Source organism: Flavobacteriaceae bacterium GSB9, from assembly GCA_022749295.1.
GTDB lineage: Bacteria > Bacteroidota > Bacteroidia > Flavobacteriales > Flavobacteriaceae > Flavisericum.
Genome location: CP062007.1, coordinates 2,938,389 through 2,955,745, shown reverse-complemented (window position 1 = coordinate 2,955,745; position 17,357 = coordinate 2,938,389). Strand labels below are relative to the sequence as shown.

Sequence of the window (17,357 nt, the reverse complement as noted above, 5' to 3'; positions counted from 1 at the left end):
TCGCTATCTGAAATCGTAAAATCACCTAAAAACCCAGCATCTCATTCTATACTCATTTACACAAATATCCTGTTGAACTTTTTTACTTAATAAAATCGATTTCAACAAAGTTTATAATTTGTCAAATATGTTTTTGGTAATCTCAAAACACATTTTTAACAAGTTTATTAACAAGCTAAAAAATTGAATTTTCTCTCTGAATTGAGCGAAACAAAGATTGCAAAATGATTGATACGTTTTGAAGCGGATAAAAAAACCTTTTCAACAAGTTTTTAACAAACATGATTTTTTAAAAACCAAAAAAGTTCACAAGAAATTTTATTTAAAAAACTGATTAACAGATATTTGTGTTTTTTAAAAATTTAAAAAGTTTACAAAAAAAATTAAAGATTTCAACCCAAAACACTGGGGTTGAAGGCGTTTTAAACAAGTATTCTAAAGATTGTTAAAAAGTCTCAGCAACCTTTTCCAACTCATTGTACCAATCTTCTCCAAATTTTCTAATGAGTGCTTCTTTTACAAATTTGTAGATGGGAACTTTTAGTTCGTTACCCAAAGCACAAGCATCATCACATATTTGCCATTTATGGTAATTTACAGCTGAAAATTCACTATAATCCTTAACACGTACAGGATACAAATGGCAGGATACTGGTTTTTTCCAAGAAATTTCTCCTTGGTTGTATGCTTCTTCTATTCCGCAAAGCGCCACATCGTTTTCTCCATAAATAACGTAAGCGCAGTCTGCACCGTTTATTAAAGGTGTTTCAAGTTCACCGTCTTCCGTTTTTACCGAAGTCCCTTGAGCTTCTATTGCATCTATGCCTTCTTTTCGCAAAAAAGGTTTGACTTTCGGATAGATATCTTCTAAAATTTCAACTTCATCGGGCTCAACTGGTGCTCCAGCATCGCCATCAACACAGCATGCCCCTTTGCAAGCAGAAAGATTACATAAAAAATCTTTATTCACAATATCTTCAGAAACAATGGTTTTACCTAATTGAAACATATCTGCACGTATCTTAGAGCATGCAAAAATAACTAAACTTTAGCGTTTTAAAGCATTTATATTTACTATAATCCCATACTTTTGCAAAAATTAAAAATCAAGCTTATGCAACTCGATTTCAAGGAAATTTTTACTGCATTCATGGTTCTATTTGCCGTAATTGACATTATTGGGAACATTCCTATCGTTATAGATTTGAGAAAAAAAGCCGGCCATATACAGAGCGAAAAAGCCGCTATTGTTGCTGGGGTAATTTTAATATTATTCTTGTTTTTAGGAAAAAGTATTTTAAACCTTATTGGCATTGACGTTAATTCGTTTGCTGTTGCAGGGGCTTTTATTTTGTTTTTTATTGCCCTAGAAATGATTTTAGGCATAACTCTCTATAAACAAGAAGAGCACGACTCGAAAACCACAGCCGTTTTTCCTTTGGCATTCCCACTTATCGCAGGCCCCGGTAGCTTAACAACATTGCTTTCGCTTCGTGCTGAATTTAGAACCGAAAATATTATTGTTGCCCTTATTATAAATGTTATCATTATTTTTATTGTTTTAAAAACATCGTCTAAAATAGAACGCCTTATTGGGCATAACGGCATTAACATTATTAGAAAAGTGTTTGGCGTTGTTTTATTGGCAATTGCCGTTAAACTATTTACGCACAACATAAAAGCGCTTTTTTAATCTTATTTAACACATCAACAACATGAAGATTTTATCTATTGTCATTAGCATTATTGCTCTTGGCCTCATTATTTTCAATTTTACTAAAGTGAATTTCAGCACGCCTTTTGAAGGCGAAAGCATCATAGCTGTTATAACCATACTTGCAGGTCTCTGCGCTATTTTAATGATGGCCATTTTAAGAACTTCAAAGCGTATTGACGAAAAATTAAAAAAACGCAAATAACATGTTTGACGCACTAATTATTGGCGGTGGTGCCGCAGGAATGTCGTGTGCTTTGATATTAGGGTCGGCTAAAAACAAGACTTACGCCAAAGACAAACACATTGGCATCATCATGCACCAAAAAACATCGCACCTGCAAACCGCTTTATTTAACAATGTTTTAGGATTAACACCCGGAACTACTGGGGCTTCAGTCTTAAACAGTGGCAAGGCACAGCTTGCAGAGCTGTATCCGCATGTGGAGCAAATTGACAAAGAAAAAGTATTGGAAATATCAAAAACGGAAAACCACTTTTCCGTAAGAACCAATAAAAACACTTACCGCTCTAAAATTGTGGTTATTGCCGTGGGTTACACTAACCTTATGAACATTGAAGGGCTTGCGAATTATATTGAACCACATCCGCGAGCAGCTATTGAAAAAGACCGTATTTGGCTAAAAAACAACAACCATTTAATTAAGGGAAATTTATATGTAGCCGGAACACTTGCTGGCTGGAGAAGTCAATTCGCTATTGCTTCAGGCAGTGGCGCTCAAGTAGCAACCGATATTTTAACGCTTTGGAACGACGGCAAACACACTAAAGTACATGATAAGCTTGAGGTGTAACTATTTATCCCCTTCGCTTAAGCTAATAACCTCATCAATCATAATGTCGCGTTGGTTATAAACTTCTTCGAAAGCACCATTTCCATATAATTGGTCGGCCAAAGTGGCTTTAATATATTGTTTTACCTCATCGTGATAGGCCACAAAGGTTACTTTTGAATCAGATCTAAGATTCAAATAATCTTGAAAAGCAAATACTAAATCGTCACCCACTTCGTAATTATCTATAAAATCCTGACGGGATATACCATCGTATTTATGCCTGTCCTGTTCTAATTCTTCAAATACAAAATTCCCAAAAAAGCCTCGGCGCGATAAAAAGGACAAGGTTTCATTTTGCATACTCTTGTCCAATGGCACAAACACATCTGGAATAATACCTCCACCACCATAAACTACCTTTCCTCCTGGTGTTGTGAACTTTAATGAATCGTCTACTTGAATTTTATTCGGATCTAGCAATTCACCGCTTTCCAACCGTTCAAAATATTCATCGTAATAATCTTTGTTTCCGTTATCGTAAGGCCGCTGGATGGAACGCCCCGTTGGAGTATAGTAGCGCGACACGGTTAAACGTACGGCACTGCCATCACCCAAATCCATTTCGCGCTGCACCAAACCTTTTCCGTAAGAACGCCTTCCCACAATAGTACCTTTATCGTTATCTTGCAGAGCTCCCGCTACGATTTCACTGGCAGAAGCCGAATTTTCGTCAATCAAAACATACACCTTTCCATTTTCAAAATCACCCTTGCTGGTAGCAAAACTCCTGTCGATATCTCCGCGCTTATTTTTGGTGAATAAAATAAGCTTGTCGTCTTCTAAAAACTCATCTACAATTTTTTCAGCAATACTTAAAAACCCGCCAGGATTATTTCTTAAATCCAATGCTATTTCGGTAGCCCCCAAATCTTCAAGTTTTTCGATACCTTTTTTGAATTCCTTGTATGTAGATTCGGCAAACCTATTTATTTTAATGTAGCCAAGTTTATCGGTTAACATATAGGCCGCATCGACACTTTTTATTGGAATTTTTCCACGCTTTACTGTAATATTCAAAAGTTTAGGCTCTCCACGACGGTAAACCTTAAGTTTAACTTTTGAATTGATTTCTCCTTTCAATTTGTTAATTATATCGCCATTTTTGAGGTTATCGCCGTAAAGTGTATCACCATCAGCTAACAAAATCCTGTCACCACCTTTAATGCCAGCCTTGTCACTGGGTCCGTTTTCAATAGCACGAATTACAGCAATAGTGTCTTTATAAGTATAAAAGCTCACGCCAATCCCCACGAAACCACCTTTCATCTCTTCGGCCACACGCTGCATATCTTCCTCTGGGATATAAACAGAATGTGGGTCGAGGTTTTCCAATATACCATTCACGGTTACATCAACAATGCTATCGGTATTTATATCATCAACGTAATCGTACTCAATATAATCGATAAGCCTGTTGAGTTTATCTTTTTTACTATTAGTTGAAAATAGTTTATCTCGCGAATCGGCAAAATCTAACTTACCACCAATAAAAATGCCCATTGCAACAGCAATGCCTAAAACTAGTGGCAAATATTTTTTTTGTGGTGACATTATACTTCTAAATCTTCAATTAGCTTTAACTCAACCCCAGCCCGCTCTAAAAACTTAAGACCAGAATCGTCCTTGTAAGCCCTATTATAAACCACTTTTACGATACCAGCCTGATGAATGAGCTTACTGCATTCTTTACACGGCGACAGCGTAATATATAGGGTTGCCCCTTTGCATGACTGTGTTGAGGAGGCCACTTTGGTAATGGCATTGGCTTCGGCATGGAGCACATACCATTTGGTGTAACCGTGGTCGTCTTCACAAAAATTCTCAAATCCTGATGGCGTTCCATTATATCCGTCGGAAATAATCATGCGGTCTTTCACAATAATAGCGCCTACTTGCTTACGCTTACAGTAAGACAATTTGCCCCACTCTTCGGCCATTCTTAAATAAGCTTTATCGTACTTTAATTGTTTGTTATCTGGCATTAATCTATCTTATAGTTAGACAATGGTCGTTTATGCACTAAAAACACATAAACAGCCAAGTTTTTTGCGCAAATCGCATAACGAAGATAAACGCAAAACATTTTAATTGCAACGCCCAGGCGTTAAAGTTTTTTGAAAATTTAAGACAGAAAGTCGCTGTTTAAAATCATAGGAATAACCAAACCAACCACTATGGCCGATATAACCATAATCCAATCGCGTTTACTAAACCTAAAAATGGTTTGTACTACATACCCCAAAAACAGCACAATAAACACAATTATTACTTGGGCAAGCTCTATACCCAGTGCAAACTCCAAAAGCAAAACTAATTTATTATCGCTATCGCCCAAGAGCATTCTAAACTCCCTTGCAAAGCCAAGACCGTGTATGAGTCCGAAAAATAAAGTAGAAAGAAAAAGCACACCTACCTTTTCGCGCTGCGCCCCTTTGCCCGATGTAAACACATTAAAAAGTGCCACTACCAAAATGGTTATAGGAATTAAAAACTCTACCACCGAAGCATTTACACTAACAACGCCATATGAGGCTAACACTAGCGATAATGTGTGCCCTAAAGTAAACATGGTCACCAACAAAAGCACCCGCCTCCAATCTTTAAAAAGATAAGGTACTGTTAAAACGATTAGAAACAAAACATGGTCGTAGGCATTTATATCAAGTACATGATTGATACCGTATTCTACATTAAACCAAAAATTTTCGAGCATAATAATTAAGATTTAGGGGAGCCAAATATACAATAATCTATTTTTTAAAATAAACACATTAACTGAAACTAACGACTGAAATTCACTAACTAGCTGGACTGATTTATTGCTTTATCATATTTTTTTCTGAGTTGGAACAACATTTCTTCGGTAATGTCCTCTAACGTAAAACTGTGTTTCCATTTCCAATCTTCTCTGGCATAGGAATCATTAATGTTTTTCGGCCAACTTTTGGCTATTTCCTGTCGGTAATCCGGCTTATAGCTAATTTCAAATTCTGGAATATGCTTTTTAATCGATTCAGCAATTCCATTTGGCGTAAAACTTATGGCTGCCACATTGTAAGACGACCTAATTTTAACCTCGTTTGACTTTGCTGACATGATATCGATGGTTGCCTTAATGGCATCGTCCATAAACATCATGGGGAGTTCGGCATCTTCTTTTAAAAAACACTCATAATGCCCTAATTGCAAAGCTTTATGATAAATTTCGACCGCGTAATCGGTAGTACCGCCACCCGGTTGAGTTTTCCAACTAATAATACCAGGATAGCGTATGCTTCGCACATCTACATTATATTTATTGTGATAATATTCGCACCATCGCTCTCCCACTTGTTTGGTAATACCATAAACGGTTGAAGGCTCCATTATCGTATATTGCGGGGTATAATTTACTGGCGTTGTTGGCCCAAAAACAGCAATGCTTGATGGCCAAAATACATGTTTTATAAACTTGTCGCGCGCCAAATTCAAAACATTGAATAAGGAGGTCGTATTCAAATCCCAAGCTCTCATAGGATATTTTTCTCCTGTAGCACTTAAAAGGGCAGCCATGAGATAAACCGTATCGATGTTAAACTTTTCAACACAGGTTTTTACACTGGCATAATCTTGTGCATCAACAATTTCAAAAAGGCCAGAATTGACAATTTCTAAATTACTATAGCTTATATCGCTGGCAATAACGTTATCATCGCCGTAGATTTCCCGCAAGGCAAAGGTTAATTCCGATCCAATTTGACCACATGCACCAATGATGAGTATTCTAGAGCTCATTTAAAAACACATTTTTTAGAGATATTTCAAAAATAACAAGTTTTTAGTGATAATTTTCTATTACAATGCGCTAATATTTTTATTTCAACATTAAAACTACTTCAGCAAAACCGAAGGAATTGGCCTATATTTGCAACGAATCATTGTTAACCTGAGATATGCGCAAGTTAATCACATTACTGTTAGTCTGTTTTGTTTTCCTTTTTGGCTGCAAGAACCCCAAAGAAAGTGAAGATATTGATGCGGTTGAGCAAACCCGCAGTGCATCTATAAACGAAAAGGACATCGCACAATTAAAATACACCGATTATATTTTAGATCAAAAGGCAGAAAATCTAATTAAAAAATCTGGAGAATATACACAATTACAAGACCTAAAGAATAACATCAAAAAAGGCGACTTGAGCCTTTTTGGCGAGGATAACGAGACCTCAAAAGAGCTGTTTAAAAATTTACGCCAAACCCTGCCAAGCGAATTAAATACCGAGTCGGTTTTGGCACGTATTTTAGTTTTGGAAACCTCATTTTACAAACTTGAAAGTTTATCTAATTTACCAACAACCACTAAGGCCGAACGCCTTAATGCCATTAAAGGCTTTTTGGTGGCTTTTTCTAATTTAAACTTACAGATGAATAAAAAAGTAGAATTTGACAACCGGACTATCGAAAAGCCTGAGTAAAACCCAAAAGACAAAACACCCCCTTAAATAGGAAAAGGCGAGTCTGTAAATTTTTAAGACCCACCTTTTTTTTTATTATTATCGCAACATTTTGTTAATTCTGAGGTTGCGCTGCTTGGTTTTGCAACGCTTGTTTCTGCCTTAGAAGTTCATTTTTTGTTAATTGTATCAAATTGAAGTTTGGCGACTCTTTTAGCACAGCATCCAAAATATCAACTGCAGCATCAATATTGCCTTTTCGGTCTTTATTAAAAGTAGATAAAGCCTTTAGGTACATAAATGCCGACTTTAAAGACACTTCGTATGGATTTTGACTTTCGTAAAAAGCCTTTTTCATTTCAGGCTTAGCATTTGCTAATCCATATTCTATATGTTTATCGGCTTCTTCAAATTTTTGAGTTTGCAAATTAAGTTCTGCCAACTCATAAGCTATCGTGGCATTTGGGTTTCGTTTAAACATCTCTTCAAAATGTGCAATGGCCAATTCTGGTCGTTTAACCGCTTTTAACGACACGGCCTTAACCTCAACAGCCATATCAGAATCGGCAGCTTTTTTATCAATGCCCAAAGTGTTGAGTGCTTGCATGTATTTACCCTCGCTCATGTAAATATAAGCTAAGGTATCTTTTCTAGCCTGCGATGGTGATAAGACGTTTAAATGTGTTATGGCGTTTACAATACCCTGCACATCTCCCTGAGTTTTCATTTGTTTGTAATACGCTTCGTAATGTTTTAGTAATTCTGAGTTGGTTTGCGCGCTCATCATAAAACCAACCAATAAAAAAAACAATCCTAATAACTTTCTGTTCATTGTTTCAATCTATTTTAATTTAGTGCGCTAAAACTATAAAAATTTAACATTTAATCCCTTAAAAGAATGCTAATTATTTTGATTTTTATTGAAAAGTTGGCTGTTAATTGAGTTATACCACTTCTATTTTTAGGATTTATCATAAAAATTGATTATATTTAAGTTTACTAAATTTGATATTTATGGGAATAAAGAGTTTTCAAGGATCTAGAAGGCAGCAATCAAACACTGCCGATACACAGTCATTAACGGTTAGCGATTACATGACTACCGACCTCATTACGTTTACACCAGACCAAAGTATAGAAAGCGTTATGGAAGCCATAATAAAAAATAGAATTTCAGGCGGGCCAGTAGTTAACGATAAACATGAGTTGGTTGGTATTATTTCTGAAGGCGATTGCATTAAACAAATTAGTGAGAGCCGCTATTACAATATGCCCATGCAAGACCAAACCATTGAAAGACATATGGTACAAAATGTTGAAACTATTGATGGCAACATGAATATTTTTGACGCGGCCAACAAGTTTTTGAGTGCAAAAAGACGTCGATTCCCCATCGTTGAAAATGGTAAATTAGTAGGACAAATAAGTCAAAAAGATATCCTTAAAGCTGCAATGCAGTTAAAAGGTCATACTTGGAAATAGCGTTATCATCTGTCATTAACTTTTGCAAAGCTTTTGGTTCGTTAGTAGCTAGAAGCTTTTTTAGTGGATATTGTTTAATCAACTTTCCCGTTTAACCAAAGCGTAATAATCGCCTTCAAGCGGCAGATATCCCTGATCATAAACGAAATAATATACCTTGCCCGATTTTGTCGTATAAATACTGGTAATGTAGTTAAAGTCAAACCCAGCTTCAATAAGCTTACTTCGTGAAGCAGTGGTTTTTTGCTTTGGGTTAAGCGTTTCTAATATCCTGTAATTTTTCCGTAGTCTATTATTGGTGTTTCTGATAAGGTTTTTGCTGTCTTTGTTAATTCGATTGTTATAAGCATTTCTACAGCCATCGCTACAGAATTTTTTATCAATTCTGCCAACAATCTTCTCACCGCATTCCAAACATTGTTTTTGCATGCCCTCAATATAATAAAAATATTCGTTTACAAACGACAACAAACGTTTACAAACGATATTAAACAAGTAAAAACCGAATAACGTTTTATTACCATCCCATATTTGCAGTGTCGAAACATAAGAACTCGATAGTATTAACTGTTTAACATTAAAATTTAAATTATGAGCACACTAAGAAACAAAGTACGGTTGATTGGAAATTTAGGAAACGATCCAGAAATCATCAATCTTGAATCGGATAAAACATTGGCTAAATTCAATATTGCTACAAACGAAAGCTATACCAATAACAAAGGAGAAAAAATAACCGACACCCAATGGCACAACATAGTCGCTTGGGGCAAAACGGCTGAAATTATTGAAAAATATGTCTCAAAAGGTAAAGAGGTTGCCATTGAAGGCAAACTAACATCGCGCAGTTACGACGACAAAGATGGAAACAAACGCTACATCACCGAAATTGTGTGCAGCGAACTGCTTATGCTTGGCAAATAACCTTTTTTTGTTCCCAAACATTTTATGTAAAGCCGATTTATATCGGCTTTACTTTTTTACATTGTCAACATTAAAATACCCGCCTTTATTTTCGGTTCGTTTTAACGACTGTGCAATAATAAGGTGCGCAATATTAATCATGTTTCTCAACTCACACAACGACGTGGTGATTTTAGACTCTTTATATAAATCCTCAACTTCATCGTGTATTAATTCAATGCGTTTTACTGCACGTTTTAGGCGTTTATTACTCCTTACAATACCAACATAATCGCGCATCAAGGCCTGTAACTCTTTTAAGTTATGCTGAATTAAAACATGCTCTTTGGTTATGGTAGTTCCTTCATCGTTCCAATCGGGAATATCAACATTGGCAACCTCAACCTGATGCTTTGAATGGTATTTAAAAATATTGTGAGCATAAACCAAAGCCTCTAAAAGTGAGTTTGAGGCTAGCCTATTGGCACCGTGCAGCCCCGTTCTGGAACATTCACCACAAGCGAATAAATTAACAATACTTGTTTTTCCTTTTTTATTGACTTTTATACCACCACATAAATAGTGCGATGCAGGTACCACAGGAATCCAATCAGTTTCAACATTTATATGGCGCTTTAAACATTCATTATATATATTTGGAAAATGGCTCTTGAAAGATACCATATCCAAATGTGTACAATCAAGATATACATTAGTGTCACCAGATTTTTTCAGCTCACTATCTATACTTTGGGAAACTATATCGCGAGACGCCAATTCGGCTCTATCATCGTAGTCGGGCATAAACCGATGCCCTTTTTTATTTCGTAAGTAAGCCCCAAAACCGCGCACGGCTTCTGAAATTAAAAAAGACGACTCCCCTTTAGCCTCATAAAGTGCCGTAGGATGAAACTGCACAAACTCCATATCTTTTATTTTCGCCTTTGCACGATAAGCCATGGCTATACCATCGCCAGTAGCAATAACAGGATTTGTGGTATGACCATACACACAACCTATTCCACCCGAAGCCAACAACGTACTTTTAGCCCTTAGGGTAAATATTTTACCAGTCTTTTGGTCAAGTATATACGCCCCATAGCAAGTCAACTCTTCAAATGATGTATTTTTAACATGGTGGTTGGTTACCAAATCAATAGCAAAATGGTGAGGTAATATTGTTATGTTGGGCAACTGATGCGCTCTTTGCAACAAAGCACGTTCTATTTCATAACCCGTAATATCTTTATGGTGTACGATGCGGTATTCTGAATGCCCACCTTCTTTTCCCAAATCAAACTTACCGGCATCATCAACATCAAAATTGGCCCCCCAGAGCAAGAGTTCCTCAAGTCTGTCTGGTCCTTCTTTAACGACCATTTCCACCACACTTTCCTTACACAAACCGTCACCAGCAATCAAGGTGTCTTTTATATGTTTTTTAAAAGAATCGTCTTCTTTATTTAAAACAATAGCCACACCTCCTTGGGCGTATTTCGTGTTCGATTCGTCTTCATCGGCCTTTGTAACGATGACCACTTTCCTATCGGGAAACTTTTCAGCAATTTTAACAGAGAACGTTAAACCTGCGACACCTGAACCTATGACGAGATAATCTGAAGTCATTTTGATTATTTTGACAACTCCAACATACGCTCAATGGGCAGCAATGCACGGTCTATTATAGCAGGGTTTACATCAATTTGTGGAGACTCGTTTAACAAGCAGTTGTATAATTTTTGAAGCGTATTCATTTTCATAAAGTGGCACTCGCTACATGCACAAGTATTATCTTCTTTGGCAGGAGCCGGAACCATTTCGGTATTGGGCATTTCCTGTTGCATTTTATGGAGAATACCGGCTTCGGTTGCCACGATAAACTTTTGGTCTTGATGTGCTTTTACGTAGTTAATCATTCCTGACGTAGAGCCAATGTAGGTGGCCGTATCTAAAATATGGGTTTCAGATTCTGGATGCGCAATAATCTTATAATCGGGATATTTTTTATGAAGTTCAATTAACTTATCCATTGAAAAGGCTTCATGCACTACGCAACTGCCATCCCAAAGCAACATATCTCTTCCCGTTTCGTTGATGATATAACGCCCCAGGTTTCTATCGGGCGCAAAAATAATTGGTGTATCTTTTGGTACAGATTCAACTATTTTTAAGGCATTCGACGACGTGCACACAATATCGCTAAGGGCCTTAATTTCAGCAGAACAGTTTACATAGGTTATAACCACATGGTCTGGATGCGCCTTAGTAAATTTTTCGAAAGCTTCTGGAGGACATGAGTCGGCCAAAGAACACCCTGCATTTAAATCGGGCAACACAACGGTTTTGCTAGGGTTTAAAATTTTAGCTGTTTCAGCCATAAAATGTACACCAGCAAAAACTATAATATCGGCATCTGTTTCTGCCGCCTTTTGCGATAAGCCTAAACTATCTCCAACATAATCTGCAATATCCTGTATTTCACCCACTTGATAATAGTGTGCCAGAATTACTGCATTCTTTTCTTCTTTTAGCCTTTTAATTTCTTTAACTAAATCCATTGTAAACTATAAACGTGAAATTACAAAAAGTAGCCACAAATAGTAAATGGGCTATTTTCATGCAAATATCCTAATTAATCTGTTTACTGGATTGTCTTTCGTTTAAAAATTATCACCTTATTAAATACCTTCAACAATTTTATTGATTTTTTAAATAATTGTTAAACAAAGGCTTTAATAATTCAGAAAACATAAAGGCATTTTTATTAACAAAAATACATTTTAGGCTTCCACCGGCACGGTCTCAATAGTTATTAAAATAGCCTCTAAATCCTGTTCGCTTCTATCTAATTCATTTAACACAGATAGTTTAATATCGACAAAAGTGTTTTTTAAGTTATCAAATAAATCTTTGTAATAAAAAATACCCTGTTTTAAGTTTTTAGCAAAAGTTGTTAAATATTTCTGTTCTTTTTTATCGAAGGAATTTTTAGCGTCCTCAATTTTGGTTTTAAGGTAATCCATATATATGCCCAATTCTTTTACGAACAAATTTGGTCTATCTTTACGGGAAACCATATTATCACGACCGTAAATATGATCGGTGATATTAGCTAAGCTCATAGTTTTTGAGTAATAGGCCATATTGGGGCCGGGACATATTGAAACGCCTTCTCCTTCAGTTTTTGTGTCTAAATCATAGGCCAAAAGAGCCGATGTACCCAAGCCAACACAGGTACAGGATTTTTCGGTTATTTTGTTGAGTTGCTTTTGGTACTCATACGAATCAAGGCCCAAACTATCAAGTTCCTTAATCTTCAAATATTGAAACTCCCTTGATGCGGTGCACATGCCCGTTTCCTTAAAATCTTTATTTAGCGCCACAAACTTTTTAGGGCACGAACTGCCTGGCCTACCTTTATCTATTAAACGTTGCTTTTCTTTGTCTTTTGTATTATTTTTTAAATTGTTAAAAGGCACACCTAAAGGCGATATATCGCTTAAATACAAATCGGCTTCTTTTGCTTTTTCTAATTTTTTTAATGTTTCGGCATCAACAGTTGTGGCCTCTGGAACAAGTAAAAATGGACTTCCCCAGCCCACTGAATCTAAATTATAATGCTCCAATAAGAAATCATGCTCTTCGTTGGTACCCACTCCGCCTTGAGCGGTAAGCTTAAAAGTTAAATCGGCTTCAGGTACCGTTCTGTTTTGGTTTAGCAGTTCTTGTTTTAAAACCTTATAAACCATGGCCTGCAATTGGCTACGGTTTTGTTTAAATTCTGACAAAACCGGCCCTAATAGATGGCCATCTGTTGCAAAAGCATGCCCCCCACAGTTAAGACCAGATTCTATTCTATACTCAGAAACCCACAGTCCCTTTTTAGCCAAAAACTTACCTTGTATTAGCGCCGACCGGTAGTCGCTAACCTTTAAAATAATTCGCTTTTTAAAAACGCCATCAGCGTTTGGGTAAAAATCATCAAATTGTCCCATGTAGCTATAAAGACGAGGATTCATACCTGCTGAAAGCACAACCGAAGATTCTAATTTACTTTCGGCAAAGCCCCTTAGCGCGGCGTGGGCATCATTAAATTCAACAGGAAGTTTTTCCTGCTTCCTGTAGTTATCTTTGTCGACTTTTGTCATAATGTTGACATCGATTGCCCCCATGGATAGGTTATTTGAGGCCCACTTTTTTAATTCGGAAAAATCAAAACCTTTGGCTGTCAAATTTTTAAATTCTGTTTTTAAGCGAGACCCATTTGGCAACATGTTTATATAGGCCAAAAATTCATGATTCGTTTTTGAGGCTATGCTTTTTAGGGCTTTAAAGTTTTTTTCGGCGAGATCATTTATCAAGTTCAGATACGAGGTTATCCTTTTGGCTCTAAAATCCTCTACTTTATCACTAATTTCGTCATATGGCAATTCAAACTTTTCGCTATACATTTTTCTTAATTTCTCCAGCAAGATGTCATCGACCAAAGAAATCACTGAATCCATACCATAATGTGCTACCTTTAAGGGTGTATCAACTGTAAAACCAATGCCCATTACCGGTATGTGAAACGTGTGCTCTTTTTTCATATTGTTTTTATTTTAATCAGCAAATGTATGCAGCGTAAAACTTCTAGAATATGATAAATGTCATCCCTTGATGGCAACCCTTAACCCTTCTGCATTGAAAAAGAAGATTTTTCCTTCAAAAAAGATTAAAAACATTAGGCGAATGATTGCTTTTTATTTAATTATTCTTAATGAGATTTATTTAAAGACAAAAATTTGATAAAACTTAGAACAGGCTGTGCAGTTTAGCTCTAGCTTTAGTATTTTTATGCTTAATTTTCAATAGAAAAAAAATTATATGTCAGTAGAACCAAAATTAAAGAGATTCAACCAGAGTGTTTTGTCAAAATACCAAATATACAACAGTATATTTATGACCTTACCCTTCGATTCGGTTACAAAAACAGGCGTTTTGCTTCCGTTATTTCACGAAACTTGTGAAAAGGGGTTTAAACAAGGGGACGACCCAACTACCATCGTTGATACTTTTTTCAAAAAATATCAAGCTCGCCGTACAAAAGAAAGCCAAATTAACTTACTCTTCAGGTTTATTCAGTACATCGAACGTCAAGTTGTACTGTTTGACGCCATTGAAGACGCGGCTTTTCCAGTCGTTAACAATATGGAAGGCGTAGGTACGTTAAGAAACTTAAAGGGATCGGCCATTTCTGAAGACAAAATACAAGAGCTTAAAGAATACCTTGAGGAGTTTAAGGTTAGAATTGTATTAACAGCCCACCCTACCCAATTTTATCCAGGTTCGGTTTTGGGGATTATTACAGACCTAACAAAAGCCATTGAAGAAAACAACCTTTCTGAAATCAATAATTTGTTTGGCCAATTAGGTAAAACACCGTTTTTCAAACACAAAAAGCCAACCCCTTACGATGAGGCAAAAAGTTTAATTTGGTACTTAGAGAATGTATTTTACCACTCATTCAGCGAAATATACAATTACATTCAGCAAAACATCTTTACAGATGAAAAAAAGCACAACGAAATTATAAATATTGGATTTTGGCCAGGTGGCGACCGCGACGGAAACCCATTTGTTAAACCCGATACGACAATAAAAGTTGCCAATAAATTAAAACAATCAGTTCTTAAAAAATACTACGAAGACCTTAAAAAGCTTAGAAGAAAGCTAACCTTCAGAGGTGTAGAAGACCGCATTATAAAATTGGAGACCATACTATACAATTACAGTATAGACCTTAATACCAAAAAAACAATTGATTCGCAAGAATTGATAAATGAGCTTTTGAGTATTCGCAACCTTATTATTGAAGAACATCAATCACTTTACGTTAAAGAGATAAACGACTTAATAAACAAAGTGCACATGTTTGGTTACAATTTTGCCACACTTGACATAAGGCAAGATAGCCGCATACACCACTCTGTTTTCACAACGGTTATAGACTATTTAATAGAAACGGGAAGCTCTTCATTCCCTAAAAACTACCACGAACTTTCTGAAAGCGAACAAATAGAAATTCTCTCTAAGGCAGACGACACCATAGAACATTTGGATGTGTTTGAAGATGAAATGGTTTACAATACCTTAAAAACCATTTCTGCAATTAAAGACATTCAAGAAAGTAATGGTGAGCGCGGTGCAAACCGATACATTATTAGCAACAACCAAACGGCACTTAACGTTATGCAGCTATTTGCTATGCTTAAGATTGTAGCCTTTAGAGACGAGTTAACTGTTGATGTGGTTCCTTTGTTTGAAACTATTACCGATTTAGAAAATGCACCAAGCGTTATGGAGCAATTATATACAAACCCAGAGTATATGGCCCACCTAAAAGCTAGAGGCATGAAACAAACTATTATGTTAGGTTTCTCTGACGGTACAAAAGACGGCGGTTACTTAATGGCCAATTGGGGCATTTATAAAGCAAAAGAATTACTAACCGAAATGTCCAGAAAATACGATATTACCGCAATTTTCTTTGACGGCCGTGGCGGACCACCAGCACGTGGTGGTGGAAAAACACATCAGTTCTATGCCTCATTAGGCCCTACTATTGAAGACAAAGAAGTACAGCTTACCATACAAGGGCAAACCATTAGCTCTAATTTTGGCACGCTAAACTCGTCGCAATATAACCTTGAGCAATTAATTAGTTCTGGCCTTATGAACAAGCTTAAGGAAAAAAATAAAATGTCTGATGAAGACAGGGTAGTTATGAGCGATTTGGCAGAGACCAGCTACCAAACTTATAAAGATTTTAAAAGCCACCCAATGTTTATCCCATATTTGGAGCGCATGAGTACTTTAAAATACTATGCTAAAACCAACATTGGAAGTAGACCTTCTAAAAGAGGGACCTCAGATAAATTAGTGTTTTCAGATTTACGCGCCATTCCGTTTGTGGGATCTTGGAGCCAGTTAAAACAAAATGTACCAGGTTTCTTCGGTGTGGGTACGGCGTTAAAAAAATATGAAGACAAAGGGGAGTTTGACAAAGTTGAACAGCTTTACAACAACTCTAAATTCTTTAAAACACTGTTAGAAAACAGTATGATGTCCTTAACAAAATCGTTCTTCGACCTTACCAAATACATGGCCAAAGACGAAGAGTTTGGCGAGTTTTGGAACATTATACACGAAGAATACTTAACAACACAAAGGCTGTTGCTAAAATTAACAGGCTATAAAGAACTAATGGAAAACGAACCTTCGGGCAAAGCTTCCATTCAGGTTAGGGAATCTATTGTATTACCGTTGCTAACTATTCAGCAATACGCCCTTAAAAAGGTTCAAGAGTTTGAAAAAGCAGGCATTGACAATGACGAGAAAAAGATTTTTGAAAAAATTGTTACGCGTTCGTTGTTTGGTAATATAAACGCCAGCAGAAATTCTGCATAAAACAAATATCTATAAAATTGAAAAGCGCAAATTCTCTTGAATTTGCGCTTTTTTTGTTACTTACAATAAAAATGCCGTGTGGTTTAATTTAAAGTATCACCGCCTTTACTTCCTGTGCGTATACGGTAAGCCTCTTCCATATTTGACACAAAGATTTTACCATCGCCCACTTCCCCCGTACTTGCCGATTGTAGTATGGCATTTATTGCAGCCTCAGCAAAGTCATCATTAACCACTATAGACAAATACCTTCTTTGGATATCACTGGTGCTATAAGAAATACCTCGATATACATGACCTTCTTTTTCGTTACCCAATCCCGTGACATCCCAATAGGAAAAAAAGTTTACGCCAACTTCGTGCAGGGCTTCTTTAACGACATTGAATTTTGACTTTCTTATAATTGCTTCAATTTTTTTCATGTTTTTTCAATAAAAATGTTCAATCTTTTTTAACATAAACTCGTATACAATATAACAAAAAAAAGGATGCCTTTTTAAAAAGACACCCTTAATCCTA

18 protein-coding genes are annotated in these 17,357 nt (G+C 36.3%); 7 read left to right on the top strand and 11 right to left on the bottom strand.

Annotation, left to right across the window (positions count from 1 at the left end; all coding sequences use genetic code 11):
- Positions 1-445 precede the first annotated feature (445 nt).
- On the bottom strand, positions 446-1,009 hold the full coding sequence (locus GSB9_02612) for a DUF3109 family protein (protein ID UKM66039.1): 564 nt from the start codon (positions 1,007-1,009) through the stop codon (positions 446-448).
- Between the two features lie 105 nt (positions 1,010-1,114).
- Between GSB9_02612 and GSB9_02611 the strand changes: the two genes are divergently transcribed.
- Genes GSB9_02611 through GSB9_02609 form a run of 3 tightly spaced genes read left to right on the top strand, consistent with a single transcriptional unit; the run spans position 1,115 to position 2,529 of the window.
- The gene (locus GSB9_02611; GenBank protein ID UKM66038.1) at positions 1,115-1,693 is read left to right on the top strand and encodes a MarC family protein; all 579 of its coding nucleotides are present in this window, start codon (positions 1,115-1,117) and stop codon (positions 1,691-1,693) included.
- Positions 1,694-1,715: 22 nt separating this feature from the next.
- Entirely contained in the window at positions 1,716-1,919 is a 204-nt protein-coding gene (locus GSB9_02610; GenBank protein ID UKM66037.1) for a hypothetical protein, read from the top strand.
- 1 nt (position 1,920) lies between these two features.
- A complete protein-coding gene (locus GSB9_02609) occupies positions 1,921-2,529 on the top strand; it encodes an NAD(P)-binding domain-containing protein (protein UKM66036.1) in 609 nt (202 codons plus the stop codon).
- Here GSB9_02609 and GSB9_02608 read toward each other — a convergent pair whose 3' ends face one another.
- From GSB9_02608 to GSB9_02605, 4 genes are all read right to left on the bottom strand, one after another.
- The gene (locus tag GSB9_02608; protein ID UKM66035.1) at positions 2,530-4,122 is read right to left on the bottom strand and encodes a S41 family peptidase; all 1,593 of its coding nucleotides are present in this window, start codon (positions 4,120-4,122) and stop codon (positions 2,530-2,532) included. It lies immediately after the preceding gene.
- Positions 4,122-4,553 (bottom strand): dCMP deaminase family protein, encoded by a 432-nt coding sequence (locus GSB9_02607; protein UKM66034.1) that lies wholly within the window; start codon positions 4,551-4,553, stop codon positions 4,122-4,124. The genes GSB9_02608 and GSB9_02607 overlap by 1 nt, the downstream gene beginning before the upstream one ends.
- A 140-nt stretch (positions 4,554-4,693) precedes the next feature.
- A complete protein-coding gene (locus tag GSB9_02606; GenBank protein ID UKM66033.1) occupies positions 4,694-5,284 on the bottom strand; it encodes a HupE/UreJ family protein in 591 nt (196 codons plus the stop codon).
- An 89-nt stretch (positions 5,285-5,373) separates the two neighbouring features.
- A complete protein-coding gene (locus GSB9_02605; protein UKM66032.1) occupies positions 5,374-6,345 on the bottom strand; it encodes an NAD-dependent epimerase/dehydratase family protein in 972 nt (323 codons plus the stop codon).
- A gap of 158 nt (positions 6,346-6,503) precedes the next feature.
- Between GSB9_02605 and GSB9_02604 the strand changes: the two genes are divergently transcribed.
- Positions 6,504-7,025, top strand: a complete 522-nt coding sequence (locus GSB9_02604) for a hypothetical protein (GenBank protein UKM66031.1) — start codon at positions 6,504-6,506, stop codon at positions 7,023-7,025.
- A gap of 94 nt (positions 7,026-7,119) precedes the next feature.
- Here GSB9_02604 and GSB9_02603 read toward each other — a convergent pair whose 3' ends face one another.
- Positions 7,120-7,836 carry a hypothetical protein gene (locus GSB9_02603; protein UKM66030.1) on the bottom strand — a complete coding sequence of 239 codons (717 nt, stop codon included), beginning with the start codon at positions 7,834-7,836 and terminating at the stop codon, positions 7,120-7,122.
- Between the two features lie 182 nt (positions 7,837-8,018).
- On the opposite strand from GSB9_02603, the gene GSB9_02602 reads away from it, so the two are divergent.
- Positions 8,019-8,486, top strand: coding sequence for a CBS domain-containing protein (locus GSB9_02602; GenBank protein ID UKM66029.1), 468 nt, complete (start codon positions 8,019-8,021; stop codon positions 8,484-8,486).
- A gap of 78 nt (positions 8,487-8,564) precedes the next feature.
- Here the strand turns inward: GSB9_02602 and GSB9_02601 are convergent, their stop codons facing one another.
- Positions 8,565-8,915 (bottom strand): hypothetical protein, encoded by a 351-nt coding sequence (locus tag GSB9_02601; protein UKM66028.2) that lies wholly within the window; start codon positions 8,913-8,915, stop codon positions 8,565-8,567.
- Positions 8,916-9,077: 162 nt separating this feature from the next.
- Here GSB9_02601 and ssb point away from each other — a divergent pair, with 162 nt between their 5' ends.
- Positions 9,078-9,410, top strand: a complete 333-nt coding sequence (gene ssb / locus GSB9_02600) for a single-stranded DNA-binding protein (GenBank protein UKM66027.1) — start codon at positions 9,078-9,080, stop codon at positions 9,408-9,410.
- A gap of 48 nt (positions 9,411-9,458) precedes the next feature.
- Here ssb and nadB read toward each other — a convergent pair whose 3' ends face one another.
- From nadB to GSB9_02597, 3 genes are all read right to left on the bottom strand, one after another.
- Positions 9,459-11,015, bottom strand: coding sequence for an L-aspartate oxidase (gene nadB, locus GSB9_02599; protein UKM66026.1), 1,557 nt, complete (start codon positions 11,013-11,015; stop codon positions 9,459-9,461).
- A gap of 5 nt (positions 11,016-11,020) precedes the next feature.
- A complete protein-coding gene (gene nadA / locus GSB9_02598) occupies positions 11,021-11,947 on the bottom strand; it encodes a quinolinate synthase NadA (GenBank protein UKM66025.1) in 927 nt (308 codons plus the stop codon).
- Between the two features lie 222 nt (positions 11,948-12,169).
- Positions 12,170-13,978 carry a hypothetical protein gene (locus tag GSB9_02597; GenBank protein UKM66024.1) on the bottom strand — a complete coding sequence of 603 codons (1,809 nt, stop codon included), beginning with the start codon at positions 13,976-13,978 and terminating at the stop codon, positions 12,170-12,172.
- 277 nt (positions 13,979-14,255) lie between these two features.
- Here GSB9_02597 and GSB9_02596 point away from each other — a divergent pair, with 277 nt between their 5' ends.
- Complete coding sequence (locus GSB9_02596; protein UKM66023.1) at positions 14,256-16,838, top strand: phosphoenolpyruvate carboxylase; 2,583 nt, start codon at positions 14,256-14,258, stop codon at positions 16,836-16,838.
- Positions 16,839-16,921: 83 nt separating this feature from the next.
- On the opposite strand, the gene GSB9_02595 is transcribed toward GSB9_02596, so the two are convergent.
- Positions 16,922-17,260 (bottom strand): P-II family nitrogen regulator, encoded by a 339-nt coding sequence (locus GSB9_02595; GenBank protein UKM66022.1) that lies wholly within the window; start codon positions 17,258-17,260, stop codon positions 16,922-16,924.
- Between the last annotated feature and the right edge of the window lie 97 nt (positions 17,261-17,357).

What these genes read in the sequence shown, in the direction of transcription:
- GSB9_02612 (UKM66039.1), bottom strand. Translation starts at nt 1,009, where the DNA reads ATGTTTCAATTAGGTAAAACCATTGTTTCTGAAGATATTGTGAATAAA.
- GSB9_02611 (UKM66038.1), top strand. Translation starts at nt 1,115, where the DNA reads ATGCAACTCGATTTCAAGGAAATTTTTACTGCATTCATGGTTCTATTT.
- GSB9_02610 (UKM66037.1), top strand. Translation starts at nt 1,716, where the DNA reads ATGAAGATTTTATCTATTGTCATTAGCATTATTGCTCTTGGCCTCATT.
- GSB9_02609 (UKM66036.1), top strand. Translation starts at nt 1,921, where the DNA reads ATGTTTGACGCACTAATTATTGGCGGTGGTGCCGCAGGAATGTCGTGT.
- GSB9_02608 (UKM66035.1), bottom strand. Translation starts at nt 4,122, where the DNA reads ATGTCACCACAAAAAAAATATTTGCCACTAGTTTTAGGCATTGCTGTT.
- GSB9_02607 (UKM66034.1), bottom strand. Translation starts at nt 4,553, where the DNA reads ATGCCAGATAACAAACAATTAAAGTACGATAAAGCTTATTTAAGAATG.
- GSB9_02606 (UKM66033.1), bottom strand. Translation starts at nt 5,284, where the DNA reads ATGCTCGAAAATTTTTGGTTTAATGTAGAATACGGTATCAATCATGTA.
- GSB9_02605 (UKM66032.1), bottom strand. Translation starts at nt 6,345, where the DNA reads ATGAGCTCTAGAATACTCATCATTGGTGCATGTGGTCAAATTGGATCG.
- GSB9_02604 (UKM66031.1), top strand. Translation starts at nt 6,504, where the DNA reads ATGCGCAAGTTAATCACATTACTGTTAGTCTGTTTTGTTTTCCTTTTT.
- GSB9_02603 (UKM66030.1), bottom strand. Translation starts at nt 7,836, where the DNA reads ATGAACAGAAAGTTATTAGGATTGTTTTTTTTATTGGTTGGTTTTATG.
- GSB9_02602 (UKM66029.1), top strand. Translation starts at nt 8,019, where the DNA reads ATGGGAATAAAGAGTTTTCAAGGATCTAGAAGGCAGCAATCAAACACT.
- GSB9_02601 (UKM66028.2), bottom strand. Translation starts at nt 8,915, where the DNA reads ATGCAAAAACAATGTTTGGAATGCGGTGAGAAGATTGTTGGCAGAATT.
- ssb (UKM66027.1), top strand. Translation starts at nt 9,078, where the DNA reads ATGAGCACACTAAGAAACAAAGTACGGTTGATTGGAAATTTAGGAAAC.
- nadB (UKM66026.1), bottom strand. Translation starts at nt 11,015, where the DNA reads ATGACTTCAGATTATCTCGTCATAGGTTCAGGTGTCGCAGGTTTAACG.
- nadA (UKM66025.1), bottom strand. Translation starts at nt 11,947, where the DNA reads ATGGATTTAGTTAAAGAAATTAAAAGGCTAAAAGAAGAAAAGAATGCA.
- GSB9_02597 (UKM66024.1), bottom strand. Translation starts at nt 13,978, where the DNA reads ATGAAAAAAGAGCACACGTTTCACATACCGGTAATGGGCATTGGTTTT.
- GSB9_02596 (UKM66023.1), top strand. Translation starts at nt 14,256, where the DNA reads ATGTCAGTAGAACCAAAATTAAAGAGATTCAACCAGAGTGTTTTGTCA.
- GSB9_02595 (UKM66022.1), bottom strand. Translation starts at nt 17,260, where the DNA reads ATGAAAAAAATTGAAGCAATTATAAGAAAGTCAAAATTCAATGTCGTT.